The following is a 24,025-nucleotide window of genomic DNA, read 5'->3' on the forward strand; positions in this document are numbered from 1 at the left end:
GAATAGGGCAAAACTTGTTCGCATTTTTAGAAAAGGGATAGGGATATAATTCAAGTAATACTTCGAATACTCGAACTTTATACTCATTATATTAAAGCAAATCCTTTTATATGAGAAATATGAATTACTTATATAATTCATTCGTAAAATATATTAATAGTTTTCTTTACTCTACTAACAACATACATCCAGCTAATATTGGTGTCATAATCATCGAAAACCTTAGAAGCATGCGAGGTGCATAATTTGTAAACTTAGCTCCTATATATGCTCCTAACATTGTCCCGATTAAAACTTGTACTAATAATACATAATCTAAATACCCTTCCGAACTATATCCAAACCCACCTCCAATTGCGATTGGTAATATAACGAGCATTGTCGTCCCTACAGATTGACGGATTGTTAAACCTAATAGAACCATTAATCCGAGTTGGATAAAAGGTGCTGAGCCAATACCAAATGCACCTGCTAAAATTCCAGTCACCAATCCGAGGAATATACATTTAATCAAGTTATCTTTCGAAAGTTCTTTATGCCCTTTTAAAGACGACTGTGATCTTTTTTGAAACATAATCAACCGAATAAACATAAAAATTGCAGATAAAAATAACATTCCCGCTGTAAACCAATGTAGAAGATTCGCTGGTATTAGCGAACCAAACTTCGAACCAATAAAGGAACCAATCGCTCCAAATCCCCCAACAATTCCGCCTATTACAAATACAACATTCCCTTCTCTATAATGACTTACTACCCCAGATAATGTCGTAAATGCCATGGCAGTTAGAGATGTTGCAAGAGCAACGTGAATAGGGATATGGAATACTAAAGTGAGTATCGCGATGATAAATCCAGCTCCTCCTGCTCCGACAAACCCTAATAAAACTCCCATTAATAGCATTGTTATAATAATTGCCACATATTCCCCCTCCAATATTCCAATTATCTATCACATGCGCACCTCTATACAAACAAAAAGCATCCTAAATGGATGCTCTTTCTACTTTTCTATATTAATAATATGTACTTACTCTTGATTAATCAAAATAACAGCTGGACCAGAAACAACTACTCCTGCCACTTCTATCTTTTCAAATTCCATCACTGTAATAGATATAACCCCTTCTCTTTCCATCAATTCCTTACTCAGGACATCAGTCGGTATTGATTTCACCGCCCTACCTCCTTTTCATTTTATACGAAATTACAAAAAACTACCCAATGCATCTAAATATATGCATCACCTCCACTTTCATTCCTTATTCCAGCCAAAATTCACATCCCCTTTCTATAACATATTGAAAAATAAAAAGCACTCGCCAAAGCGAATACCTTTCCATTATTTACTCTCTATTACTTTTAACATTCTATTAATAAATGCTGCCGATTCCCCACGTGTTGCAGAACCTTTTGGCATAAACTCATTATTCTCATTCCCTTTTACGATACCTAACCCATAAACACGTTGAACCGCCTGTTTATCATACGCTAAATTTTGATCCGTAAATGGTAATGGAACTAAATTACCTTTAATATTTTTGTATTGCAATGCACGATCAATCATAATGACAGCTTCATCACGTTTAATCGTATCATTCGGAGCAAATATATCATTTCCTCGTCCACTTATAATCCCAGCACTAGCTGCACGATTAATACCATCTACTAGCGATGGATGAGCTGTGCTTAAATCTTTGAAATTCGATTTCCCCTCTGGTAATTGCAATGATCTTGAAACTAAATTCGCAAATTCACCACGTGTTACAAGACGTTCTGGCCAGTAAGAACCCTTACCGTCTCCAACCATAATACCTCTTTTATCTAATTCACGAATATCTGCTTCATACCAACCGCCAGTTATATCATCTTTATGATGCGCATCATAATAAGCTTTCGTTCCCTGTAAAAATGGCTCCCACGCATTATTCCTTATCATAATGGCCGGACAATTCTTTCCGCTCCAAAATTGATGTTTTTTCACATTTTCTAAAGGAATATTTAATTCCCCCATTAAATAGGCTGCTAGTTTGCGAGCATTTTCCACAGCTTTATTATAATCACCATCTTGATTGACAGCAATTTCAATTGCAATTGATTCTCTGTTACCGGTTCCTTCTGATCCATCTCCAGCATGCCAACCATTTTCATTTAATGGTAGATGTTGATAAATTTCTTTATCATCTACTGTAAAATGCCAAGATGCTGAACGGTCAGTCGTTCCTGTTGCTTGACTGTATACATATTGTGCATGGTTTCTAGCATTTGCTCCAACACTATAATTATCTGTCTCATGAATTGTAATGTATTTTGGTTTCATCGCATAACCTGGACGAATATTTTCATTACCTGTTGGTACAATCATTTCCTTTAATGGTACACCGTAAATATCTGCTGTTTTCTCTTCTATTGGTGCAGTATACATAACCGCTGCACGTTTCGTACGAGTTGGAGTTGTGCTTTGAATAAGAGATGCTTTTGTACCCTCAAATTTTGCTGAAGGTGAATAAATCCATTTCACCTCATTATCTATTTGGACTTGGAACCACTCTCCAACTTGTCCAATTGCAATAATTGTTTGCGGTTGTAACACTTTCTCGTCTTTATATGAATTAAATGGTGCGGAATATGTAGCTGTCTCTTCATTAATTACTAACTTTTCGTTTGCCAAGTGATAAACTTCCTTAACCTCTACATTTCCTTCACTACTTTGTATCCACCCAGCTCCAGATTCTGTTTGTATATAGTAAGCGTTTCCTTTTTGTTTTTCGGCTTTCACTACTTGATTAGAAAGCTGAACACCTGTCGCTTTTTGTAACTCAGCAGAATCAAATAAAGATGCTGAACCTATTATATGTACAAAAAAATCTCCTTGTACTTCATTTGTTATTCCTTTGCTCTCTCCACGTCCATCTTCATCTTTCATATGGCTTTCAATACTTTTTAATGCTTGCTCGTCTGTTGAAATTGTTACGGTCTTTTCTACTGTGTCTGCATAGGAAAAACTTGGAATAGTTACCATACTAAATACAATTGATGCAGCTAAAACATTATAAAATTCTTTTTTCATACTAATTATTTAACACGTTTATATCTTAATTCGTGTTAACTTCCCTCCCTAATCTAAAATATTTAAGGCTATCTAGCAGACTTCTAAACTAAATAACCCTTTACAATATTACAAACTCTATCTCATTCGTATAGATAGGAATGACTACTATTTGCCTACTTTTTCTATATTGGAATATAGAAAAGAAGCTATAAAAGATATAGCTTCTCCTCTCACTATTTCAATCTCGTTGTACCTTATACTCTATAACTCTACCATCTTTATCAAATTGCAAAACAAGACATTCACTATCTATAGGAATGAAACCACGTTCATTCCCAAGATAGTATAGTGTAGTAATTCTCGTTTCCAAACTGCTTGTTTTCGTAGGGGCCCCTAACAATTTTGTAATTTCCTCGTTTGATTTCCCTATCAATTTATGCTCCTGTAATAGGTCATCTACCATATGTACTCGTTTTTCTTCATAATTTAACCACCGATCCTGATTAAAATTTGAAGTGTATTTATTTATACTTAATTGTACGGTGCATACTAGCAATGGAATGAGACCTACCATCATTATAGTGAACAGTTGTTTCTTACCTTTATCACGTCTTGCCGAAACATGTAAGATAGACTTTTGAATAATAACTAATAAAATAAAAGGCATTACTACCACCAAAATACTCATTACACTCAATGACACATGAACCATATCAATAACGAAAATAAACGCAATGTACATTAATATATACAAACAAAAATAAATGTACAACATTCCCCACAATATAGCGCTTTTACCTTTCTCCACCCAAATAACACCTACTTTATCCCGCTATTTGCGGGCAGTTAGACTCCCACCTCAAAATTCGGCTGTAAAGGGTAGAAGTCGTGTTGCCCATAAACCCCCACTAATTAAAGTTTTACTTTATTTTTCACTTCGCAACATAATTCATCTGGCCAATCATATCTCTAATCTTTTGTAGTTCTCGTGCTGTATATATTACTTTACTTGTTAAAACTTCATTTCTGAAAAACATTACAATTTGCTCTCTATCTTTAAATCTCGGCAATTCTTCATTAGAAAGATCAATAACTTCTTTTCCACTCTCATTTTCAAAATATACAATTGGTTTTACTTTTTCCTTTACAATATCTACTTGCATTTCTTCCAAACAATTATATAAAGTTTGAGATAGCATTTTCGCTTTATACGCTGGATTCCCTTCATTTCTTACTTGCAAAGTTAATGAAGTTCCATCCGTAATAAATTCAAATGTCTCTTCTTTTTCAATTTCATGTTGATACTTACCAATTTCCTCAATCATAAATGAATATATACCCGCATTTTCTCTCGTTAAGCCATGGATTAATTTCCCTGTCCATTCTTTCGTCTCAAGTAGATAAATACCAGTTTTACATAAGATAAGGTGATGAATTCGATTATCATTTATGTCACGTTTATCTCTATATTTATTGCGTATCATAAAAACGTTCGGTATAATATGAAACTCTTCTTCTAGTATTATTCCTTGCTCAACGAAACCTCGCTTCATATAATGTAATGTTTCATGCGCATTCACTTCAGCACCATTTTTGGTATATTCTCGTAAATCCGCAATTAAATTTTGAAACATATGTATTTCACTACTATGCTTATCTTGCATTTCACTACGTTCTTTACTATGTTGAACAGCCAATTGATTTTTCATCATACGCATATTTTCAAGTTCTCTAGCTGTATTCACTTGTAAATCATTATATTTTTTCTGTTCCATATTCTTTAAAGTATCCTGTTGTTCTTTATGCCCTGTAATCGTAGCTGCAATCTCATTTTCATACGTTTCAATCGCTTGTTTCTTTTCAAACTCTACTTGCTGACTCTCTGATTCTAACTGTTTATTTTTATAAAACAGTACAAACACTACAGCTAATAATATTAAAATCCCACCTATTAGCACATACTCCATATTATTACTCCTTTATTTCATTTCCGATTATTTTTAAACATATATCAATTACATTATACTATGTTATCAATATACACTTTGTAAAAATTATATATTTTTCATAAAAGGCACCTCAGTCGAGATACCTTTTAGATTCACTTTATTGTACACCATACTGAATATAACTTGAATCATTATATACCCACTGATTTGTCCCTAAGCAAAGCCATCCATTTTGCTTACTCCATACTCGATATGATTCACCATGATGTAACTGTCTTATAACATTCCCGTTTAATGATGGAGCGTCTCGCAGATTCACATTATCGCCAGTAATAGTTGCCACATAATGTTTGTACTGAATATAACTTGAATCATTATATACCCACTGATTTGTCCCTAAACAAAGCCATCCATCTTGTTCTCCCCAGACTTCATATGATTCGCCACGATTCAATTGGCGAATTACACTAGACTGTATAGATGGTCCACTTCGTAAATTCACATTATCTCCATTAATTACAGCAACTCCGTATACTGGAGTCGCATTATTAGGCGTGGGAACATTACCTCCACCACTTGCTCCATTTCCTTGTAAAGCTTCTAATGAAACAGCTGCTGATACATCACAATTTCCTACACCTGAAATTTGCCCAGAATCTGTGTACTGCCATGCTGTCCACTCTGTCCATCCACCAGCATCAGCAGGCGGTATACTAGAATATCTGGAAATCCATAGTGGAATGTCACTTAATCCGCTAATTCCAAATTCATTAATATACCAAACTCCTGTATATAACATTACATTTTTCCCAGTAGCTTGTTTCACATAATTTACGAAACTTCTTGCCCAATTCGATATAGTCGCACCCGTTAAACTACTATTGCTAGTATCCGTTGGCGATTCTAAATCTAAAACAGGAATTAAGTCCGTCTGATTACTCTGTAATATATTCACAAAATATTTCGCTTCTGAAATGGCATCATTTTGTTCTGGGTGCGCAAAATGATATGCACCAATTAATACATTCGCATTTCTCGCAGCTTGTACATTTTGAACGAAAGTAGGGTCAATATAGTTCACACCTTCCGTCGCTTTTGCATACGCCGCTGGAATACCAGATGACTTCACAGCATTCCAATCGATGTTTCCTTCCCAATGAGACACATCGATAAACGTAACATTTGAACTGGATCTATTTTGCATATAAAAGCTCCTATCAAATTTTTTTATTCCGTATACAATATGTACAACTTCAGTTAGTGGACACGACTTTTATGCTATAGTAATAAAGTTCTAATACATTTATTTTGTCGAGTTGTTTAAGAAAAAAGTGAAATTGAAACCACCCTTCACCAAAAACTCCATTAATACACTTTTAACACCGCAAAAAAGGCCTTGTAATTACAAAGCCTTTTGCAAACTCCCTTTATTTTGTAGTAAGTACATATTGTAGTAAAGTCCTCGTTCACTAAGTAACTCTTGATGTGTTCCGCTTTCTACAATTTCCCCTTCATGCATAACAAATATTTGATCCGCATCTTGGATTGTAGACAATCTGTGCGCTATCGCTATCGTTGTTCTACCTTTTCGCATTTGCTGCAATGCCGTTTGGATAGCCTCTTCTGTTTCTGTATCAATATTTGCCGTCGCTTCATCTAACACTAATACTTTCGGATTAGTTGCTATCGTTCTAGCAAAAGCAATTAATTGCCTTTGACCACTAGAAAATGCAGCTCCTCTTTCGACTACTTCTGTATCATACTGCTCTGGTAATTTTTCAATAAACGTATTCGCTTGCACAAATCGCGCTGCTTCCTCTATCTCTTCATCCGTAATCTCTTCATTATACATACGAATGTTTTGCTTTACATTTCCAGCAAATAAAAATGCATCTTGCAGCACAAGACCAATTTTCTTTCGAATTTCTTGTTCTTCAAACTTCTCTAAATCTACTCCGTCTATTACAATATTTCCTGATTTAATATTGTAAAATCTCATTAATAAATTCATAATCGTACTCTTTCCGCTACCAGTATGCCCTACGAAAGCAACCGTTTGCCCTGGCTTTACGTGAAAAGATACATTTTTTAAAACGTCACGCTTTCCATCATATGAAAAAGTAACATCTTTAAACTGAATTTCCCCATTAGCTATTCCTGGCTGTTCACTCCCCATTTGAACAGGAGCTAAATCTTTATCATCCATTAAATGAAATACACGCGATGATGAAACAAGCGCTTGTTGGAAGAAAGATAGTTTCATCATCATCTCATTTACCGGCTGGAAGAAACGATGAATATAGTTAACGAAAGCATATAAAACCCCTACTTCAACAGGACTCTTTAAAGCATCGATTCCGAATAAACCAAGTACTAACGCAATTGCTACAATATGAACAAGATCTGTTGCTGGACGTAAAAGTAATGCATCTAATTTCAATGTACGACGTCCAGCACTAAAATGTTTATTGTTCACTTCTTCAAATTCTTTTCTCATCCGCTTTTCTTGCCGGAACACCTGAACAATATTCATACCTTGAATGGACTCATTTAACTTTGCATTTAATATACTCAGCTGATTACGTACCTCTAAATAAAAAGCTGCACTTTTCCGTTGATACAACACCATAATTGCAAACATTACCGGAATTAATATGAGCGAAAATAGCGCTAATTTTACATCTAATAAAAACATCGCTACTAAAATCCCTACTAAAAAGACTACATTTTTCACGAATGTTGATAGTACACTAACATAAAAATCCTTAATCGCTTCTGTATCATTCGTTATGCGAGATACGAGTGTACCAATCGGCGTACGATCAAAGAAGCTTAATGACAATTTTTGAACATGTTCATACACTTCAACTCGCATATCTTGGACAATCTTAAAAGCGATATTTTGAAAGTACAATAAGTCTAAGTAAGTAAATAATACTTTTAATAAATGAGCAATAATATACACTACAAATAGGGTTACAAGTGCTGATTGTTCAAAGTTACCTGGCACTAAGTGTTCATCAAGAAATTGTTTAATTAAAAAAGGACCCATCATTTCAGTTACAGTTGCACCAACTAGAAATAAAAATGCTAACGCCAATAACCCTTTATAGGGCCTCATATAAGAAAGCAACCTTCTTAAATCACTCCGTTTTTTCTCAGCCATCATACGCCTCCTTTCTCTACTAACGCCTCTAACTGCTGGCTTTCGTACATTTCTTTATACCAACCATTTTCTTTCATTAATTGCTCATGTGTCCCTCGCTGCATAACCTTACCTTCATCAATAACAAGAATAAGATTTGCATGCTGAATAGCACTTAAACGATGGGCAGTAATAATCGTCGTTTTCTCTGCCCTTTCTCGTTTCAATGCAGTTAAAATAGTTTCTTCTGTTTTTGCATCTACGGCTGATAAACAATCATCTAATATTAAAATTTCAGCATTTGTTAATAATGCACGCGCAATAGAGATTCTCTGTTTTTGACCTCCTGATAGTGAAACGCCCCTTTCACCTACTACAGTGTCATACCCTTCTGGAAATTGAAATATATCATTATGAACACAAGCAATATCAGCAGCTCGGCTAATTTCTTTATATGTAGCATCGGCCTTTCCAAAAGCAATGTTCTCCCCAATACTCGCTGAAAATAAAAAGTGATCTTGCGGTACATATGAAATTGCAGAACGCACACCGTGAAGTGTTAAATCTCGAATATCCCGCTCCCCAACTTTTAATTCACCATTAAAATGATCATACTCTCGAATTAAACATTTTAATAACGTCGTCTTCCCTGCACCGGTACGCCCTACAACTCCTAACGTTTCACCTTTTCTTAAGTTAAAGTAAATATCTTTTAAGTTTAATAGTTCATTCTTTTTATAAGAAAACGAATCAACAGCAAACGAAACATCACCACTTGCTATAGCATGTATAGCATTTTCTTTATTCACTACATCTGAAGTTTGTGAAAATATTTTCTCCACACGATCATACGAAGCACGTCCACGCTCCATAATATTAAATAGCCATCCAAAAGCTAACATTGGCCATACAAGTGTCCCTAAGTACGTTGTAAATGTTACTAATTCCCCTACAGTTAATTCACCTCGTACGACTAATAATGATCCGTAACAAATTGCGATCAAAAATGAAAATCCGACAATTAAGGAAATCGTTGGATCGAATAACGAGTCAATACGTGCAACTAGCATATTTTTATGTACGACATCTTCAGATTTTTTCCGAAACGCTTGTAAATCCTCTTTCTCTTGTCCAAGTGAGCGAATTACCTTCATCCCACTCATACTTTCTTGTACTTTATCATTGATTTCAGAAAACGATTGCTGTGCCTTATGAAATCTTCTATGCAATAAAGTTCCATAATAATTTGTAGAAATAGCTACAATTGGCATCGGAATTAAACTTAATAACGTTAACTTCCAACTAATTGTAAATCCCATCGCTACGAGTACACATCCTCCAACAGCTAATGAATCGACGAGTGTTAAAACACCTGCCCCCGCAGTTTGCTGAATCGCCTGAATATCATTTGTCGCATGTGCCATCAAATCGCCTGTGCGACGTGATTGATAAAAGGATGGGCTCATCTTAGTAAAATGTTCATATAGATTCTTTCGCAGTTGACGAGCTAGTTTTAAAGAAGATCCAAAAATCATAATACGCCATAAGTAACGTAATATATACATCATAATTCCTACAACTACTAATAGAATAACCCAGTTCAACAATTTTTCAGACGTTAATGTTCCACTATTAATTTCATCTACTACAATCCCTAGTACTCTTGGCGCTACAAGTTCAAGAAGCGCGACACCAAATAACATAATAATTCCGATTATGTACGCTCGTTTTTCTTGCTTAAAAAACCAAGCTAAATTAAAAAACACTTTCATATTTATCCTCCTCCCTTAAAATGAGCGATGTTTTCAGTGTAACAAAAATACAGAATATTTAAAAGTTTTAAATATGTTTTATAACCAAAAGAAAAGGGCACTCGGTAAGAGTGCCCTTTTGCGCTTATTTTGTTTGTTGCTTGTTCATCGCGCTCATCATTTGATTGATTTTCTTTTGGGAAGGTTTTTGTCCCATTTGCATCATCATCATTTTTAACATTTGTTCGTTAATTGGTGGATTTTTTTGTAAGTAATTCATCATGTATTTGCGGGCAATGAAAAATCCTAACGCCACGCCTGCTACTAGTGCTACTACGCCCACTAGAATACCTAACCACATTGGCATATCTTTTCCTCCTTCATGTTGTCTACCTTACAGTGTACTAAAACCTTTTCAATAAGACAAGATACTATTCGACATTTTTTACACATATGTTCGTACTTGTTTGAGAGGATTTAACCAACCGTACTTTTTATTTTCATAATCCATCGCTAAAAATGTTAACTCACACTTTCTAAGCACCTCAAAGAAAGTTGTTTCCATGGATACATTTCCAGAAGTATTTATTCGAATATATTGTGGTTTCACCATTATTTCTCCGTATTCGGCTCCTGTATAAAGCGTATGAGTATGATTTGTTCTTTCATATTTACCAAGAACACGCAAAGCTTGTTCTAATTTATGATGAATTTTCATTACTTGTAACGGCATCGTAATATACGTCATTTGTTTATATAATACTTTCTTCTCCGAAAGGAACCCAGATTCTGAAAATCGAGCAAATAAATCAAAAAACAAATATTCACGACCAAAGTAAGCTTTCGCAATATCCTCTTGAATTAAATACAATTCATACGTTTTCATTTTTCCCCTCCCGATCTGGACAACCTTTTCCCTACATTATATAAGAGAAGATTTGCAATGATTGTCTGACTACGGAGAGAGAAAAAACTTTTCCTGTCGAAAAAACTCAATTACATAGAAAAATCTCCCCATGCTGGAGAGATTTTTCTAAAATCATTAAAGCATTTCTTTTACTTTACGAACAACGTTCTCTACAGTAAATCCATACTCTTCCATAATCTTCTCACCAGGAGCAGAAGCACCGAATGTGTCGATACCTAGTACATCTCCATCAAGGCCTACGTAACGGTGCCATCCGAATGTAGCACCCATTTCAATTGCGAAACGTTTCGTTACTGCTTTTGGTAGTACAGATTCTTTGTACTCAGCAGTTTGAGCTTCGAAGCGATCCATAGATGGCATGCTAACAACAGCTGCATCAACGCCGTCTGCTACTAGAGCTTTTTGCGCTTCGATCGCTAAGCTTACTTCAGATCCAGTTGCAATTAAGATTACATCAGCAGTTTCTTTCTTGCTTGCAGAAACTACATATGCACCTTTTGCTACTTTTTCATAAGTATCGTCTTTTGCACCTTCTAATGTTGGAAGATCTTGACGAGTTAACACTAATGCAGTTGGTGTTTTTGTAGATTCTAGAGCTAGTCTCCAAGCTGCAACTGATTCGTTACCGTCTGCTGGACGAATAACAGAAACGTTTGGCATTGCACGAAGTGCTGCTAATTGTTCAACCGGCTCATGTGTTGGACCATCTTCACCAACAGCGATACTATCATGTGTGAATACATACGTTACAGGCAATTGCATTAATGCTGCAAGACGAATTGCTGGACGTAAGTAGTCAGAGAATACGAAGAACGTACCACCGTAAGTTTTTAAACCGCCATGAAGTGCGATACCGTTCATTGCTGCACCCATTGCGAACTCACGTACACCGTACCAAATGTTTTTTCCGCTGTAATCAGCTCTTGTAAAGTCTTTTTCGTTATTCATGTATGTTTTGTTAGAACCAGCAAGGTCAGCAGATCCACCGAAGAATGATGGTACAGACTCTGCAATTGCATTAATTACAGCACCTGAAGAATTACGTGTTGCTGCTTTTGATCCTAATTCATAAGTTGGTAAGCTTTGTTCCCAACCTTCTGGAAGAAGACCGTTCATTGCTGCTTGCAGTTCGTTTGCTAATTCTGGATATGCTTGTGCATATTCACCGAGCATCGTGTTCCACGCAGCTTGCGTCGTTTCACCAACATCTTGTACTGTTTTACGGAAGTTGTCATATACTTCTTCTGCTACATGGAAGTCTTGTTCAGCAGTCCAAGCGTATGCTTCTTTCGTTAATTTTGTTTCGTCTACACCAAGTGGAGAACCATGTGAAGCTGATTTTCCTGATTTGTTTGGAGAACCGAAACCAATTGTCGTTCTTACTTCAATTAGCGTTGGGCGTTTTTCGTCAGCTTTCGCTTCTTCAATTGCTTTTGCGATTGCTTCAATATCATTTCCATCCTCAACACGGATTACTTGCCATCCGTATGCTTTGTAACGATCTTCTACACTTTCAGAGAATGAACGATTTAAATCGCCATCTAATGAAATATCGTTTGAATCGTAAAGTACAACAAGACGACCTAATTGTAAATGAGCAGCTAATGAAGATGCTTCAGCAGAAACGCCTTCCATTAAATCTCCATCACCACAAATAGCGTATGTATGATGATCTACTACATTATACGCATCACGGTTGTATTTAGCCGCTAAATGTCTTTCAGCCATTGCCATACCTACAGCAGTTGCAATACCTTGTCCAAGTGGACCAGTTGTTGAGTCTACACCTGCTGTGTGACCATACTCAGGATGTCCTGGAGTTTTGCTTCCCCATTGACGGAAGTTCTTTAAATCATCCATTGTTAAGTCATAACCAGATAGATGAAGTAGACTGTATAGTAACATTGAGCCATGACCTGCAGATAATACGAAACGATCGCGGTTAAACCACGTTGGGTTATTTGGATTGTGTTTCATAAATTGAGTCCATAATGTATAAGCCATTGGTGCTGCACCCATTGGCATTCCTGGGTGACCAGAGTTTGCTTTTTCAATCGCATCAATGGATAATGTGCGAATCGTGTTGATAGAAAGTTGTTCGATTGAATGTGACATGCTATTCTTCCCTTCGCGTATGTTAGTAAACGTTTTATACATTTATATGATAGCTTCCCACGCAAGATTATACAACATGTATCGACAAATATGTTGATGTTTTTTTGATTTTCCATAAAAAACACAGTGATTTAGGGAATGTATGGGCATTCAATATGACATACTTTTTAATTGTTTTTATTTTAAAAATAAATATAATTATCTGTGTATTTATACAAATATACTAATTTCTGATATATCTCCTTTTTGATAACCTTTAAAAATACAAAAAAGCATCTGAATTAGATGCTTTTAAAACAAATTAAATAATCCGCTTACGAATAGAACTTGAAATAAAATCAATTATAATTACCATTAAAATGATACCTAATAAAATAATTCCCACACGAGACCAATTACGTGAACTAAGTGCAAAAATTAATGGCGTACCAATACCACCTGCTCCAATAACACCTAAAATCGCAGCGGATCGTACATTAATTTCAAACCTGTATAACGTATACGATAGAAAATCCGGTAACACTTGTGGTAATACGGCATACCAAAGTATTTGAAACCGATTTGCACCCGTTGCTATTAACGCTTCCGTCGGTCCCTTATCTATATTTTCAATTCCTTCCGAATATAGTTTCCCTAACATTCCGATAGAGTGTAACCCTAAAGCTAGAACTCCGGCAAAAGAGCCTGGACCAACAGCTTTTATAAATAAAAGAGCCATAACTAATTCAGGAAATGTACGAACAAAACTAAGTACAAATTTCCCAGTTCCTGAAGTTAATTTTCCACTACTCATATTCGTTGCCGCCCAAAAAGCAAATGGAACAGATAAAAAAGCAGAAATAAATGTACCTAATATCGCAATTGCCAACGTATCAATTAAACCGTGTAATAAATCTTCACCATCTGGCAAAGATACATACGACCAATCTGGGTTCAATACGCCTGTCATAATTGCTTTTGTAATTTCTCCCGCCGTATTCTTTATTCCCTCTAGCGGGACTCCTGAAAAGGCCCATACATATATAACTGTAAGTGCTATAAAAATAATCCAGCGATATATACTCGGTTTCTTCGGTTTTGGTACGATTATTGTCGTTTTACTCATTATAATTTCCCCCGCAACACTGTACTTATATAATCAATTAGCAATACAACAACAAGGGTATAAATAATAATAGAAGCAGTTTGTTGATATTGTAAAAATCCAAGTGTGCGATCATAATATAATCCAATCCCACCTGCTCCTACTAAACCTAGAACAGCTGCTGCACGTACATTCACCTCAAATGTATAAAGTACATAGGAGACGAAGTGCGCTTTCACTTGCGGAATGACCCCATAAACTATCCATTGCACCTTATTCGCTCCTACAGCTGTCATCGCTTCTAATGGACCTGGATCAATTGATTCAATTGACTCATACAATAATTTCGCTACGAGTCCAACGGAGAAACAAGTAAGAGCCAAAATACCTGGAAGTGGTCCTATTCCAAAAATCGCTACAAAAATAGCCGCTAATAATAAATCTGGTATTGTTCGTATAAAATTTAAAATCAATCGAGCTGGACTGTACAAAAATACACTAGTAAATACATTACTTGCCGCAAATAGTGCAAGTGGAATGGCTAAAATCGCCCCTAAAGTCGTTCCAATAATCGCCATACGTATTGTATCTAACATTGCTGTTGTAATAATTTGAAAATAACTCCAATCTGGTGGCACCATTTCCTTCAATAAATCCATCATATTTGGAAAACCAACTACTAGTTTTGAAAATGATGCGTCGACCTGTACACTACTACCCCACAACAGTAAAATAACTAAAATAACCGTTAACATATGTTTCAATTTACTCGGCGGCTTCGGTATCGATTTCGAATATATCGTCACTTCATTCATTTAGCTGCCACCTCTAATAATGCGCTTTTCTGAGCTACGTCCCCATAAATTTCAGCGAATTTTTCATCCGTTGCCTCTTCTACTAATCCATCAAAAACAATTTCACCAGCATGTAATCCAATAATACGAGTAGCATATTGCCTCGCTAAATCAATAGAATGTAAGTTTACAATTGTCGTAATTCCAAAATCTTCATTAATTTTCTTCAAATCATCCATTACTTGCTTTGTTGTCAGAGGATCTAACGAAGCAACAGGCTCATCTGCCAATATGATTTTCGCTTCTTGTGCCAATGCTCTAGCAATTGATACACGTTGCTGTTGTCCCCCTGATAATTCATCAGCTCGTGCATATGCTTTTTCTGAGATATTCACTCTATTCAGCGCCTGGAATGCAAGCTCCACGTCCTCTTTCGGAAACAGACCTAACGTTGTACGCAATGTAGAATGATATCCAACCCGCCCAGCTAATACATTCTTCAGTACCGTTGATCGCTTCACAAGGTTAAAGCCTTGAAAAATCATACCAATATCTCGGCGCATGCGTCGTAATCCTTTTCCTTTTGCAGCAGTAATAGACTCCCCTTCAATAATGATTTCTCCTTCTGTGATTTCATGAAGGCGATTTACCGATCTGAGAAGTGTTGATTTTCCAGCACCGGATAGCCCGACCATTACAACAAACTCACCTTTTTGAATTTTCAAGTTTATATTATTCAATCCTTTTGTACCATTCGGATACACTTTGGAAACATTTCGAAACTCTATCACACATCTTACCTACCTTCTATGTATTATCAATAACTGAAAAACGGCAAACTAACTGAAATCACACACTTTCCAGTTAGTCGCCATTTCCATATGTATTATTGCGTTTTCACTTTCTTTCCATATTCACGAACGATATCAAATTTACTATCATCAGATTTAACGTATCCTTCATGTGAGTATACTTCTTTAATGATTTTGTGCCCTTCCTCATTCTTTCCTATTTCAATGAAAGCATCCTGTAATTTCTTGCTCCACTCTGCATCTAAATCAGAACGTACAGAAATCGTATCGTTTGGAATTTTCTCCGTAAATTTTACTATTTTCGTTTGATCGAATATATTCGGATAATCTTTTTTTACAATATTGCGAGCATCTTGGAATACAACAGCTGCATCTACATCACCATTTAAAAGAGCAATAAGTGACTGATCATGACCTTTTAATGTAACAGGTTTCACATCCTTTAGCGGATCGATTCCCTCTTTTAACAATACAGCCGCAGGCCATACATAACCCGCTGATGATGTTACATCTTGATAGCCAATTTTTTTACCTTTTAAATCTTTTACACTATTAATATTAGAATCTTTCTTAACAACAAACTCTGATTTATAAACATCTACTAAATCCTTTGTCGGAGCTCCAGTTTCATCATCTACCCCAAAACGTTGCGCCTGTAAAATTACGTTTGCAGCCTTTTTCTCATGCGCTAACACATACGCTGTTGGAGGTAAAAAGCCTACATCTACTTGCTTAGATGCCATCGCTTCTACAATTGTATTGTAATTCGTTGAAATACTAACTTTTACCGGAATGTTTAATTTATCACTTAATAGCTTTTCCAATGGTTTTGCCTTCGCCTCTAACGTATCTGCATTTTGAGAAGGAACAAATTGAACATTTAGTGTCTTCGGTACATAGCCTTTTTTCGTATCTTCATTTTTACTTGCACTTGATTCCTTCGTTCCACATCCACTTAATAATCCCGCTGCTAGTACAACTGTTGTGCTCATTGCAAAAACTTTTTTCAACATGTTAATGCCTCCATTTTTCGTTGTTATAAAATAACCTTCCATAAACATGAAGAAATATATCACATATTTTTTCAAATAATTGCTTATTTACAGAATCTTTACACATTCTATACATTCACATTAAAATTCTTTTCATATATTTGATATGATTAATTGAAAGATAACTATAGAAAAGGTGAATGGCGTTGAATCAAAATCAAATTGTAACTTTAAATATTTTATTAACAAGCGATGTACATGGTACTGTGTATCCAATTCACTACCAAGATAACTCCAAAGCAGAAATTGGTTTAGCTAAAATTTCTACTCTCATAAAAAAAGAACGTTCTCAAAATGCAAACGTTCTTCTGATTGATAACGGGGACTTCATTCAAGGAACACCATTTACTTATCATTACGCTACATACGAAAAAGATATGGAAAACCCAATGTCCTTATTAGCCAACTACTTAGAGTATGACATTGCAATTATCGGAAATCATGAATTTAATTACGGAATGGATATATTAAATAATGCTGTGGCTACTGCAAATTCCCCTTATCTATCAGCAAACATTTTAGATAAAAACAGAAAAGAACCTTATTTCGGGAAACCATATATAATAAAACATATTGAATCAAATATAAAAATTGCTATTTTAGGGGTGACAACGCATTACATCCCCCATTGGGAACAAGCACATCATATTAAAGATTTACAATTTGAAGATGCATTTGAAACAACAAAAAAATGGGTTTCTTACATCCGTAAACATGAAAAACCAGATTTACTAGTCGTAGCCTATCACGGGGGATTTGAACGTGATTTACAAACCGGAGTACCGACTGAAGTTTTAACAGGTGAAAACCAAGGATATGCAATGTGCCATGAAATTGAAGGCATAGATATTTTACTAACAGGCCACCAACACCGAGAAATCGCTCACACCGTGATTAATGGTGTAACAATTTTACAGACCGGATGCAATGGACACTCAGTTGGAAAAGTAACAGTAACATTCGAAAAAGCAGAACAAAAATGGGTGAAAAAAGAGAGTTATTCAGAGTTATTGCCCGTACAAGGAATTGCGGCAGACCAAGATGTTCTTTCCTTGGTTGCCAATTATGAAGAGAAAACACAAAATTGGCTTGATAAACCTATCGGAATAATTTATGGGGATATGCAAATTTCCGATGCTATGCAAACACGTTTGCAAGACCATCCTTTTATTGAATTCATAAATAAAATACAGATGGATATAGCTAATGTTTCAATTTCTTGTACAAGTTTGTTTCATAATACATCTCCAGGTTTCCCGAAACATGTAACAATGCGTGACATCGTTTCTAATTATATTTATCCAAATACATTAAAAGTAATTAGAATAACTGGAGCGGATATAAAAGATGCTCTCGAACTCTCTGCTTCTTATTTCACATTAAAAGCAGATGGAACCATCATCGTAAACCCTACCTATATAGAACCAAAACCACAACACTATAATTACGATATGTGGGAAGGGATTTCGTATGTATTAAACATTTCAAAACCAATTGGAGAGAGAGTAGAGTCTTTGCAGTATAAAGGCACTCCTCTTAATATGAATGAAGAATATGACGTTGTTATGAATAATTATCGTGCAAGCGGTGGCGGGAACTTCTTTATGTTTCAAAATAAACCAGTAGTAAAAGACATACCAACAGATATGTCTGAACTTATCGCTAACTATATATTGAAGCATAAAAGGATAGAAGCAACGAAAAATGAAAACTGGAAAGTTATTAAATAACAATTTTAACAAATAAAAAAAGATGGGCTATGCCCATCTTTTAATTTAATTTTGCATTATCCTGCTTTTTTAAAGCTTTTAATTTCGCCGGTGTAACGTCCGTGCCTTCTTCGTTAACGACTTTAATTCCTTTTAATTCGTTTAACATATTTTGACGAAATCCTTTTAAATATTGTTCACGAAGCGATTGGCGCTCACGTTGTTCTTCTTCAGTTAAGCCTTCAGCTTTTGCTTTTTTCGCTAAGAAGTTAATGCGTTCAATGAGTTCTTGACTTGGCATCTCGAATCCCCCTTCTACTCAAAACTGATTATTATCATACAATAGTTATTCCTCTTTATCAAGCAATTGCTTTGTATATTCTACATACCTTCGATGTACAGTTGCTTTTGAAACATCATGACCAAAACCACGAAGTGTTGCTGCAATTTCTTCAAAAGTTAATTCATTCCGGCGCAAACGTACAATTTCCTCAATTGGCACTTCTTTTTTCTCACGTCCTACGCTTAAATGACGATTTTTCAAATTATTTTCTGGACGAAATCCTTTCTCCACTGCTCTTTGCATGCCACGTTTAATTTTTAAATTGTGGATCTTTCTTTGATACTCTTCAACGATCCCAATTATATTTAGCACCATCGAATCAGAATCTGAAAGCTGTAATTCACCACTATGCGTGTGCGTATAAACTTTTATCCCCTCTTTATGTAAACAATGCATTAACGCAATCTTTGCATTTCCTCTACCAAGACGCGTTTCATCTTGTATAAGTAGTACATCAACTTGTTCATCTCGAATTGTATCTAGCACTTCTAATATGCCATCACGTTCAATTGTATAACCGCTAGCCTGCTCCTCAATTACCTTTGTAACATCCATTTGATAGCGCTCAGCTAAATGCAATAATTCATCTTTTTGACGCAATAATGATGTTTCCTGTTCTTCTTTTGTTGTGCTCACACGTGCATAAATAATTGCATTCATTTTGAACCCTTCTTTCTCACTATATTTTCCTTATAGTGTATCATAAATTTGCCTTTCGTTCGAACTTATGTTTGTAGAATATTTTTTCGCATGTTATACTTAATAATAAGAAAAATGAAAGAAAACGAGGTGTTAGAAAACATGGAAAAGTTAACGAAACGCCAGCAAGACATTCTCGACTTTATTAAGCTAAAAGTACAAGAAAAAGGATATCCACCTTCCGTACGTGAAATCGGTCAAGCAGTCGGCCTTGCTTCTAGTTCTACAGTGCACGGACATTTATCACGACTAGAAGAAAAGGGATATATTCGACGCGATCCAACAAAACCACGCGCAATTGAAATTTTAGGTGACAACCGAACGGAAACACAATCTGTTATTCAAGTTCCAATCATCGGAAAAGTTACTGCCGGTTTACCGATTACAGCAGTCGAAAGTGTAGAAGATCACTTCCCACTTCCAGCTAGTATCGTTGCTGGAGCAGATCAAGTGTTTATGTTACGCATTTCTGGAGATAGCATGATTGAAGCCGGTATCTTTGATGGTGATTTAGTTGTTGTTCGCCAACAACAGTCTGCATACAACGGTGAAATTGTAGTTGCTTTAACAGAAGATAACGAAGCAACTGTTAAACGTTTCTATAAAGAAAAAGATCATTTCCGTCTACAACCGGAAAACTCTTCACTAGAACCTATTATTTTAAAACAAGTGTCAGTTATTGGAAAAGTAATTGGCGTATATCGTGATTTACATTAAAAATAATAAAAAGAAGATAATTCCCTTATTTATATAGGTAATTATCTTCTTTTTATATTTTGATAGATTTCCGTTCATTCAAAAGAATACGTTTCATTAATTATTAACGCGTTTCAATAGTAACATCTCCAGCAGCGGTTTTACCGCTAATCTTTTTACTACCATTACCAATCGTTATATTTTTATTGTCTTCATTAAAAATTGTCACGTCTCCAGCAGCAGTTTGCCCAGTTATAACTGCATCTTGTGGTTTTTCCAATAAAGTAATATCTACATCTCCAGCAGTTGAACTTACCTCTAAATCATATTTAGAATCATGATCAATAATATCTATATCCCCACTAGCCGTTTTTGCTGTTACTTTCCCTATTACTTTTTTAAAATTCACCTCACCAGCTTTTGTAGACCCCTCCACACTCTTTGCTGTTACATGTTTCAAATCCACTTCTCCGGCGAGTGTTTCAACACTTACGCGGTCACTTTTCACATTACTTATTTCTATTTGTCCAGCGGATGAATTTACTTTTATCTCTTGATAAGAACGTTCAGGTACTAATATAGTCAATGTAGGCGTTTGAAATCCGAAATTGTAAAATGAAAAATCAAATGAAACACCTTTTTCTATTTCCCCTATGATTTTTAATGTATCACCATCTTCAGCAATACGAATCTCCTGTTTACTTACGTCTCCTTTTTGCTTTACATAAAAAGAGGAATCAGGAGATTTTTGGACAACAATATCTCCAGCATCTAACTTAACTTCTACATTTTTTAGCGTTTCGTTTTTAATTACGTCCTCTTTATCTCCTTTTTCTGCAGTTTGTACTGCTTTTTCATATGTTTGTGAAATCCCTATTACTCCAATAATGATACAAGCGATAGCTACTAATAATATCTTTTTCATCATCTACTCCCCTTTTATCATTTTGAAGTTCCAGACTACATAGCGTACACATAATCTTTTAAACCACTTCGTACTATAATAAGCTACAATACATAACAACAAACCTACTCCGACAAACGTTATACTAACGAAAAGATCCAACCATATGAAAGTGCCCATAAATACTTTTACAATAACGAAAAATGGTGTCACTACACTAGCAATCCCACCGACCCAAAAGGAAAATATAAAAGCTATAATTGCAACTAACGGGCCTAACACAATAATAAAATTAAACAAACTAAGTCCAACCGCTGCCATGACAGCTCTTGTCACATTTGAAGTCGACGGATCTTTTTTCATTTCATCAAATCGATACATCGCAAGTAAGTCTTTCGCAATTACTTTCGGAGAGCCAAGTCCTTTTATCATTTCTGATTCAGTTTTCCCCTCTTCCATCCCAAACTGAAAGTGCTCTTCATAATCAAATAAAATATCTTGTCGCTCTTCTTCTGGTAACTTTCTAAGATGACTTGATAATTCTTTAAGAAACTGCTCTTTACTCATCCCATTCCACCCCTTCAATAATTTCTTGAACACCTTTAGCAAAATCACGCCACTCTGTTACTAATAACGTAAGTTGCATCTCCCCTTGCTCTGTTAGTTGATAATATTTACGGGGCGGTCCTTCCGTGGATTCTTTTAAATACGTTTGAAAATATCCCTCTTTCGTTAAACGACGTAATAACGGATATACAGAACCTTCCGATATTAAAAATTTATTAGAGATTTGCTGAACAAGTTCATAACCGTAACTATCTTTACGTTTCACTAGTGCCAAAACACATAGTTCTAACACACCTTTTTTAAACTGAACGTTCAAGGACAATCCCCCTTTCTCATTTTAGTACTGTTCAATAAACGGTAGTTATTTTATCCATAATATACCACTTAGTATTGTTTATTGCAAGGTACTATATTTTTCAATACTTAATTTTCGAATTAAATACATCCACACCATATTTCAACTTCCACATTTTCATTCATAGCTAGCACGCATTTTAAATAATCCACATGACTTTTTGCGGGCACCCATCCAATTCATTTCACAAGCCTTTATATTTGCCACAAATAAAAAAAGCCCTAATACCGTAGTATTAGGGCTTTTTTCTCTCTTAGTATAGAGACATATATTGATCGCGTTCCCATTGGTGAACTTGCGTGCGGAAAATATCCCACTCAATTTCTTTTGCTTCAATGAAGTGCTCAAGTAAATGATCACCTAATGCGCCACATACGATTTCATTAGATTGTAAAGTAACTAACGCTTGCGCTAATGTTGCTGGTAAGTCAACGATACCTGCTTCTTCACGCTCTTCTTTTGTCATTACGTAGATGTTACGGTCTACTGCAGCTGGTGGAGTTAATTTATTTTTAATTCCATCAAGACCTGCTGCTAATAATGTAGCCATTACTAAATACGGGTTCGCAGCTGGGTCAACACTACGTACTTCTACGCGTGTACTAATACCACGAGATGCAGGGATACGCACTAACGGACTACGGTTTTGTGCAGACCATGCTACGTAACATGGAGCTTCATATCCAGGTACTAAACGCTTGTAAGAGTTTACAGTTGGGTTTGCTACCGCTGTAAATGCTGGCGCATGTTTTAAAATACCTGCGATGAAGTGACGAGCATCATCACTTAATTGTAAATCACCGTTTTGATCGAAGAATACGTTCTCACCATTTTTAAATAGTGATAAGTTACAGTGCATACCTGAACCGTTCACACCGTATAATGGTTTCGGCATAAATGTTGCGTGTAAACCATGTTTACGAGCAATCGTTCTTACAACAAGCTTGAATGTTTGAATGTCATCACATGAGCGAATTGCATTTGCATATTTAAAGTCAATTTCATGTTGACCTGGCGCAACCTCATGGTGAGATGCTTCAATTTCAAAGCCCATTTCTTCAAGTTCAAGAACGATATCACGACGACAGTTTTCCCCTAGATCCATCGGCGCAAGGTCGAAGTATCCACCGTTATCGTTTAATTCTAATGTTGGATTTCCTTTTTCATCAACTTTAAATAGGAAGAATTCTGGCTCTGGTCCAAGATTGAAATCTGAGAATCCTAATGCTTCCATTTCTTTTAACACACGCTTTAAGTTGTTACGTGGGTCACCATCAAATGGAGTACCATCAGCATTGTAAATATCACAGATTAAACGAGCTACTTTACCTTTTTCAGCTGTCCAAGGGAAAATTACCCAAGTATCTAAATCCGGATATAAATACATATCAGATTCTTCAATACGTACGAAACCTTCAATAGAAGATCCATCAAACATCATTTTGTTATCAAGAGCTTTTGTTAATTGGCTCACTGGAATTTCTACGTTTTTAATTACCCCTAAAAGGTCCGTAAATTGCAGACGGATATACTTTACATTCTCTTCTTTCGCCAAACGGAAAATATCTTCTTTTGTGTACCTAGCCATTATAAATTCCTCCTTAGTCCCTCTAAACACCTTCAGAATCAGTTATCTTTAGTGAAAAAACCTTGAAATGTCACCTTGTCGCAATGAGGTCCGATTAAATCTACCTGTATGTTGTAGTTCATCTCGAAGAATTTTGCGAAGCTCGGATTTTGAAATTTCTTTCGTTTCTTCTTTTACTTTCACTGCTTCTGTTTGATTTTCTTTCATTTGCAATACTTGTTTAATTCCGGCCATATTTAAGCCTTGATCTAACAAATCTTTAATTTCCAACAATTTATCTACATCGTTAAATGAAAATAATCTACGATTCCCTTTTGTACGGGTTGGAAAAATAAGATTATGCTCTTCATAGTAGCGAATTTGACGTGCAGATAATTGTGTTAAATCCATTACAATACCAATTGGAAACAGCGGAGCAGAACGTCTATCTTCTTTCATTGTTTCAGTTCCTCCTTCGCCTTAACTGTTTCTCATTTTATACC

General features: G+C 35.6%; 24 protein-coding genes. 2 read left to right on the plus strand and 22 right to left on the minus strand.

The features are described from left to right. Positions 1 to 166: 166 nt before the first annotated feature. The 15 genes from MR066_RS17910 to MR066_RS17980 all read right to left on the minus strand — a co-directional run bounded on the left by MR066_RS17910 (position 167) and on the right by MR066_RS17980 (position 16,643). A complete protein-coding gene (locus MR066_RS17910; protein ID WP_242248017.1) occupies positions 167 to 922 on the minus strand; it encodes a sulfite exporter TauE/SafE family protein in 756 nt (251 codons plus the stop codon). A gap of 108 nt (positions 923 to 1,030) precedes the next feature. Continuing rightward, positions 1,031 to 1,177 (minus strand): BC1881 family protein, encoded by a 147-nt coding sequence (locus tag MR066_RS17915; protein ID WP_002033491.1) that lies wholly within the window; start codon positions 1,175 to 1,177, stop codon positions 1,031 to 1,033. A gap of 165 nt (positions 1,178 to 1,342) precedes the next feature. Continuing rightward, on the minus strand, positions 1,343 to 3,070 hold the full coding sequence (locus MR066_RS17920; protein ID WP_242248018.1) for an S-layer homology domain-containing protein: 1,728 nt from the start codon (positions 3,068 to 3,070) through the stop codon (positions 1,343 to 1,345). Positions 3,071 to 3,290: 220 nt separating this feature from the next. After that, on the minus strand, positions 3,291 to 3,860 hold the full coding sequence (locus tag MR066_RS17925; protein WP_242248020.1) for a hypothetical protein: 570 nt from the start codon (positions 3,858 to 3,860) through the stop codon (positions 3,291 to 3,293). A gap of 124 nt (positions 3,861 to 3,984) precedes the next feature. Beyond that, positions 3,985 to 5,019 carry a nuclease-related domain-containing protein gene (locus MR066_RS17930; protein WP_219303327.1) on the minus strand — a complete coding sequence of 345 codons (1,035 nt, stop codon included), beginning with the start codon at positions 5,017 to 5,019 and terminating at the stop codon, positions 3,985 to 3,987. Between the two features lie 139 nt (positions 5,020 to 5,158). Continuing rightward, a complete protein-coding gene (locus MR066_RS17935) occupies positions 5,159 to 6,205 on the minus strand; it encodes a GH25 family lysozyme (RefSeq protein WP_113936929.1) in 1,047 nt (348 codons plus the stop codon). A gap of 198 nt (positions 6,206 to 6,403) precedes the next feature. Then, positions 6,404 to 8,167: an ABC transporter ATP-binding protein gene (locus MR066_RS17940; protein WP_242248022.1), complete on the minus strand. Its 1,764-nt coding sequence runs from the start codon at positions 8,165 to 8,167 to the stop codon at positions 6,404 to 6,406. Beyond that, a complete protein-coding gene (locus MR066_RS17945) occupies positions 8,167 to 9,918 on the minus strand; it encodes an ABC transporter transmembrane domain-containing protein (protein WP_242248024.1) in 1,752 nt (583 codons plus the stop codon). The genes MR066_RS17940 and MR066_RS17945 overlap by 1 nt, the downstream gene beginning before the upstream one ends. A 124-nt stretch (positions 9,919 to 10,042) precedes the next feature. Then, complete coding sequence (locus MR066_RS17950; protein ID WP_001132292.1) at positions 10,043 to 10,264, minus strand: YneF family protein; 222 nt, start codon at positions 10,262 to 10,264, stop codon at positions 10,043 to 10,045. A 78-nt stretch (positions 10,265 to 10,342) separates the two neighbouring features. After that, positions 10,343 to 10,783, minus strand: coding sequence for a sporulation inhibitor of replication protein SirA (gene sirA, locus MR066_RS17955; RefSeq protein WP_002014415.1), 441 nt, complete (start codon positions 10,781 to 10,783; stop codon positions 10,343 to 10,345). A gap of 156 nt (positions 10,784 to 10,939) precedes the next feature. After that, positions 10,940 to 12,940: a transketolase gene (gene tkt / locus MR066_RS17960; protein WP_242248026.1), complete on the minus strand. Its 2,001-nt coding sequence runs from the start codon at positions 12,938 to 12,940 to the stop codon at positions 10,940 to 10,942. A 301-nt stretch (positions 12,941 to 13,241) separates the two neighbouring features. Then, complete coding sequence (phnE, locus tag MR066_RS17965) at positions 13,242 to 14,045, minus strand: phosphonate ABC transporter, permease protein PhnE (protein WP_002066554.1); 804 nt, start codon at positions 14,043 to 14,045, stop codon at positions 13,242 to 13,244. Continuing rightward, entirely contained in the window at positions 14,045 to 14,839 is a 795-nt protein-coding gene (phnE, locus tag MR066_RS17970; protein ID WP_002087885.1) for a phosphonate ABC transporter, permease protein PhnE, read from the minus strand. The genes phnE (MR066_RS17965) and phnE (MR066_RS17970) overlap by 1 nt, the downstream gene beginning before the upstream one ends. After that, positions 14,836 to 15,609: a phosphonate ABC transporter ATP-binding protein gene (gene phnC / locus MR066_RS17975; RefSeq protein WP_242248028.1), complete on the minus strand. Its 774-nt coding sequence runs from the start codon at positions 15,607 to 15,609 to the stop codon at positions 14,836 to 14,838. The genes phnE (MR066_RS17970) and phnC overlap by 4 nt, the downstream gene beginning before the upstream one ends. A gap of 95 nt (positions 15,610 to 15,704) precedes the next feature. Further along, positions 15,705 to 16,643, minus strand: coding sequence for a phosphate/phosphite/phosphonate ABC transporter substrate-binding protein (locus MR066_RS17980; protein ID WP_002137777.1), 939 nt, complete (start codon positions 16,641 to 16,643; stop codon positions 15,705 to 15,707). 185 nt (positions 16,644 to 16,828) lie between these two features. Here MR066_RS17980 and MR066_RS17985 point away from each other — a divergent pair, with 185 nt between their 5' ends. After that, entirely contained in the window at positions 16,829 to 18,412 is a 1,584-nt protein-coding gene (locus MR066_RS17985) for a bifunctional metallophosphatase/5'-nucleotidase (protein ID WP_012261434.1), read from the plus strand. 40 nt (positions 18,413 to 18,452) lie between these two features. Here MR066_RS17985 and MR066_RS17990 read toward each other — a convergent pair whose 3' ends face one another. Both MR066_RS17990 and MR066_RS17995 read right to left on the minus strand, forming a co-directional pair. Next, the gene (locus tag MR066_RS17990; protein ID WP_002014431.1) at positions 18,453 to 18,692 is read right to left on the minus strand and encodes a DUF896 domain-containing protein; all 240 of its coding nucleotides are present in this window, start codon (positions 18,690 to 18,692) and stop codon (positions 18,453 to 18,455) included. 45 nt (positions 18,693 to 18,737) lie between these two features. Beyond that, positions 18,738 to 19,394: a YneB family resolvase-like protein gene (locus MR066_RS17995; RefSeq protein WP_002014433.1), complete on the minus strand. Its 657-nt coding sequence runs from the start codon at positions 19,392 to 19,394 to the stop codon at positions 18,738 to 18,740. A 141-nt stretch (positions 19,395 to 19,535) separates the two neighbouring features. Here MR066_RS17995 and lexA point away from each other — a divergent pair, with 141 nt between their 5' ends. Further along, positions 19,536 to 20,150, plus strand: a complete 615-nt coding sequence (lexA, locus tag MR066_RS18000; protein WP_002087894.1) for a transcriptional repressor LexA — start codon at positions 19,536 to 19,538, stop codon at positions 20,148 to 20,150. Positions 20,151 to 20,253: 103 nt separating this feature from the next. On the opposite strand, the gene MR066_RS18005 is transcribed toward lexA, so the two are convergent. From MR066_RS18005 to glnR, 5 genes are all read right to left on the minus strand, one after another. After that, positions 20,254 to 21,057 (minus strand): DUF4097 family beta strand repeat-containing protein, encoded by an 804-nt coding sequence (locus tag MR066_RS18005; protein ID WP_002014437.1) that lies wholly within the window; start codon positions 21,055 to 21,057, stop codon positions 20,254 to 20,256. Continuing rightward, complete coding sequence (locus MR066_RS18010; protein ID WP_242248030.1) at positions 21,058 to 21,600, minus strand: DUF1700 domain-containing protein; 543 nt, start codon at positions 21,598 to 21,600, stop codon at positions 21,058 to 21,060. Next, positions 21,593 to 21,916, minus strand: a complete 324-nt coding sequence (locus MR066_RS18015) for a PadR family transcriptional regulator (protein ID WP_002185126.1) — start codon at positions 21,914 to 21,916, stop codon at positions 21,593 to 21,595. The genes MR066_RS18010 and MR066_RS18015 overlap by 8 nt, the downstream gene beginning before the upstream one ends. 292 nt (positions 21,917 to 22,208) lie before the next feature. Further along, positions 22,209 to 23,543 carry a type I glutamate--ammonia ligase gene (gene glnA / locus MR066_RS18020; RefSeq protein WP_002014472.1) on the minus strand — a complete coding sequence of 445 codons (1,335 nt, stop codon included), beginning with the start codon at positions 23,541 to 23,543 and terminating at the stop codon, positions 22,209 to 22,211. 48 nt (positions 23,544 to 23,591) lie between these two features. Next, positions 23,592 to 23,981 (minus strand): transcriptional repressor GlnR, encoded by a 390-nt coding sequence (gene glnR, locus MR066_RS18025; RefSeq protein ID WP_002014475.1) that lies wholly within the window; start codon positions 23,979 to 23,981, stop codon positions 23,592 to 23,594. Positions 23,982 to 24,025: the final 44 nt, after the last annotated feature.

The sequence above is a fragment of the Bacillus cereus group sp. BfR-BA-01523 genome, from assembly GCF_022662615.1.
Lineage (GTDB): Bacteria > Bacillota > Bacilli > Bacillales > Bacillaceae_G > Bacillus_A > Bacillus_A mycoides.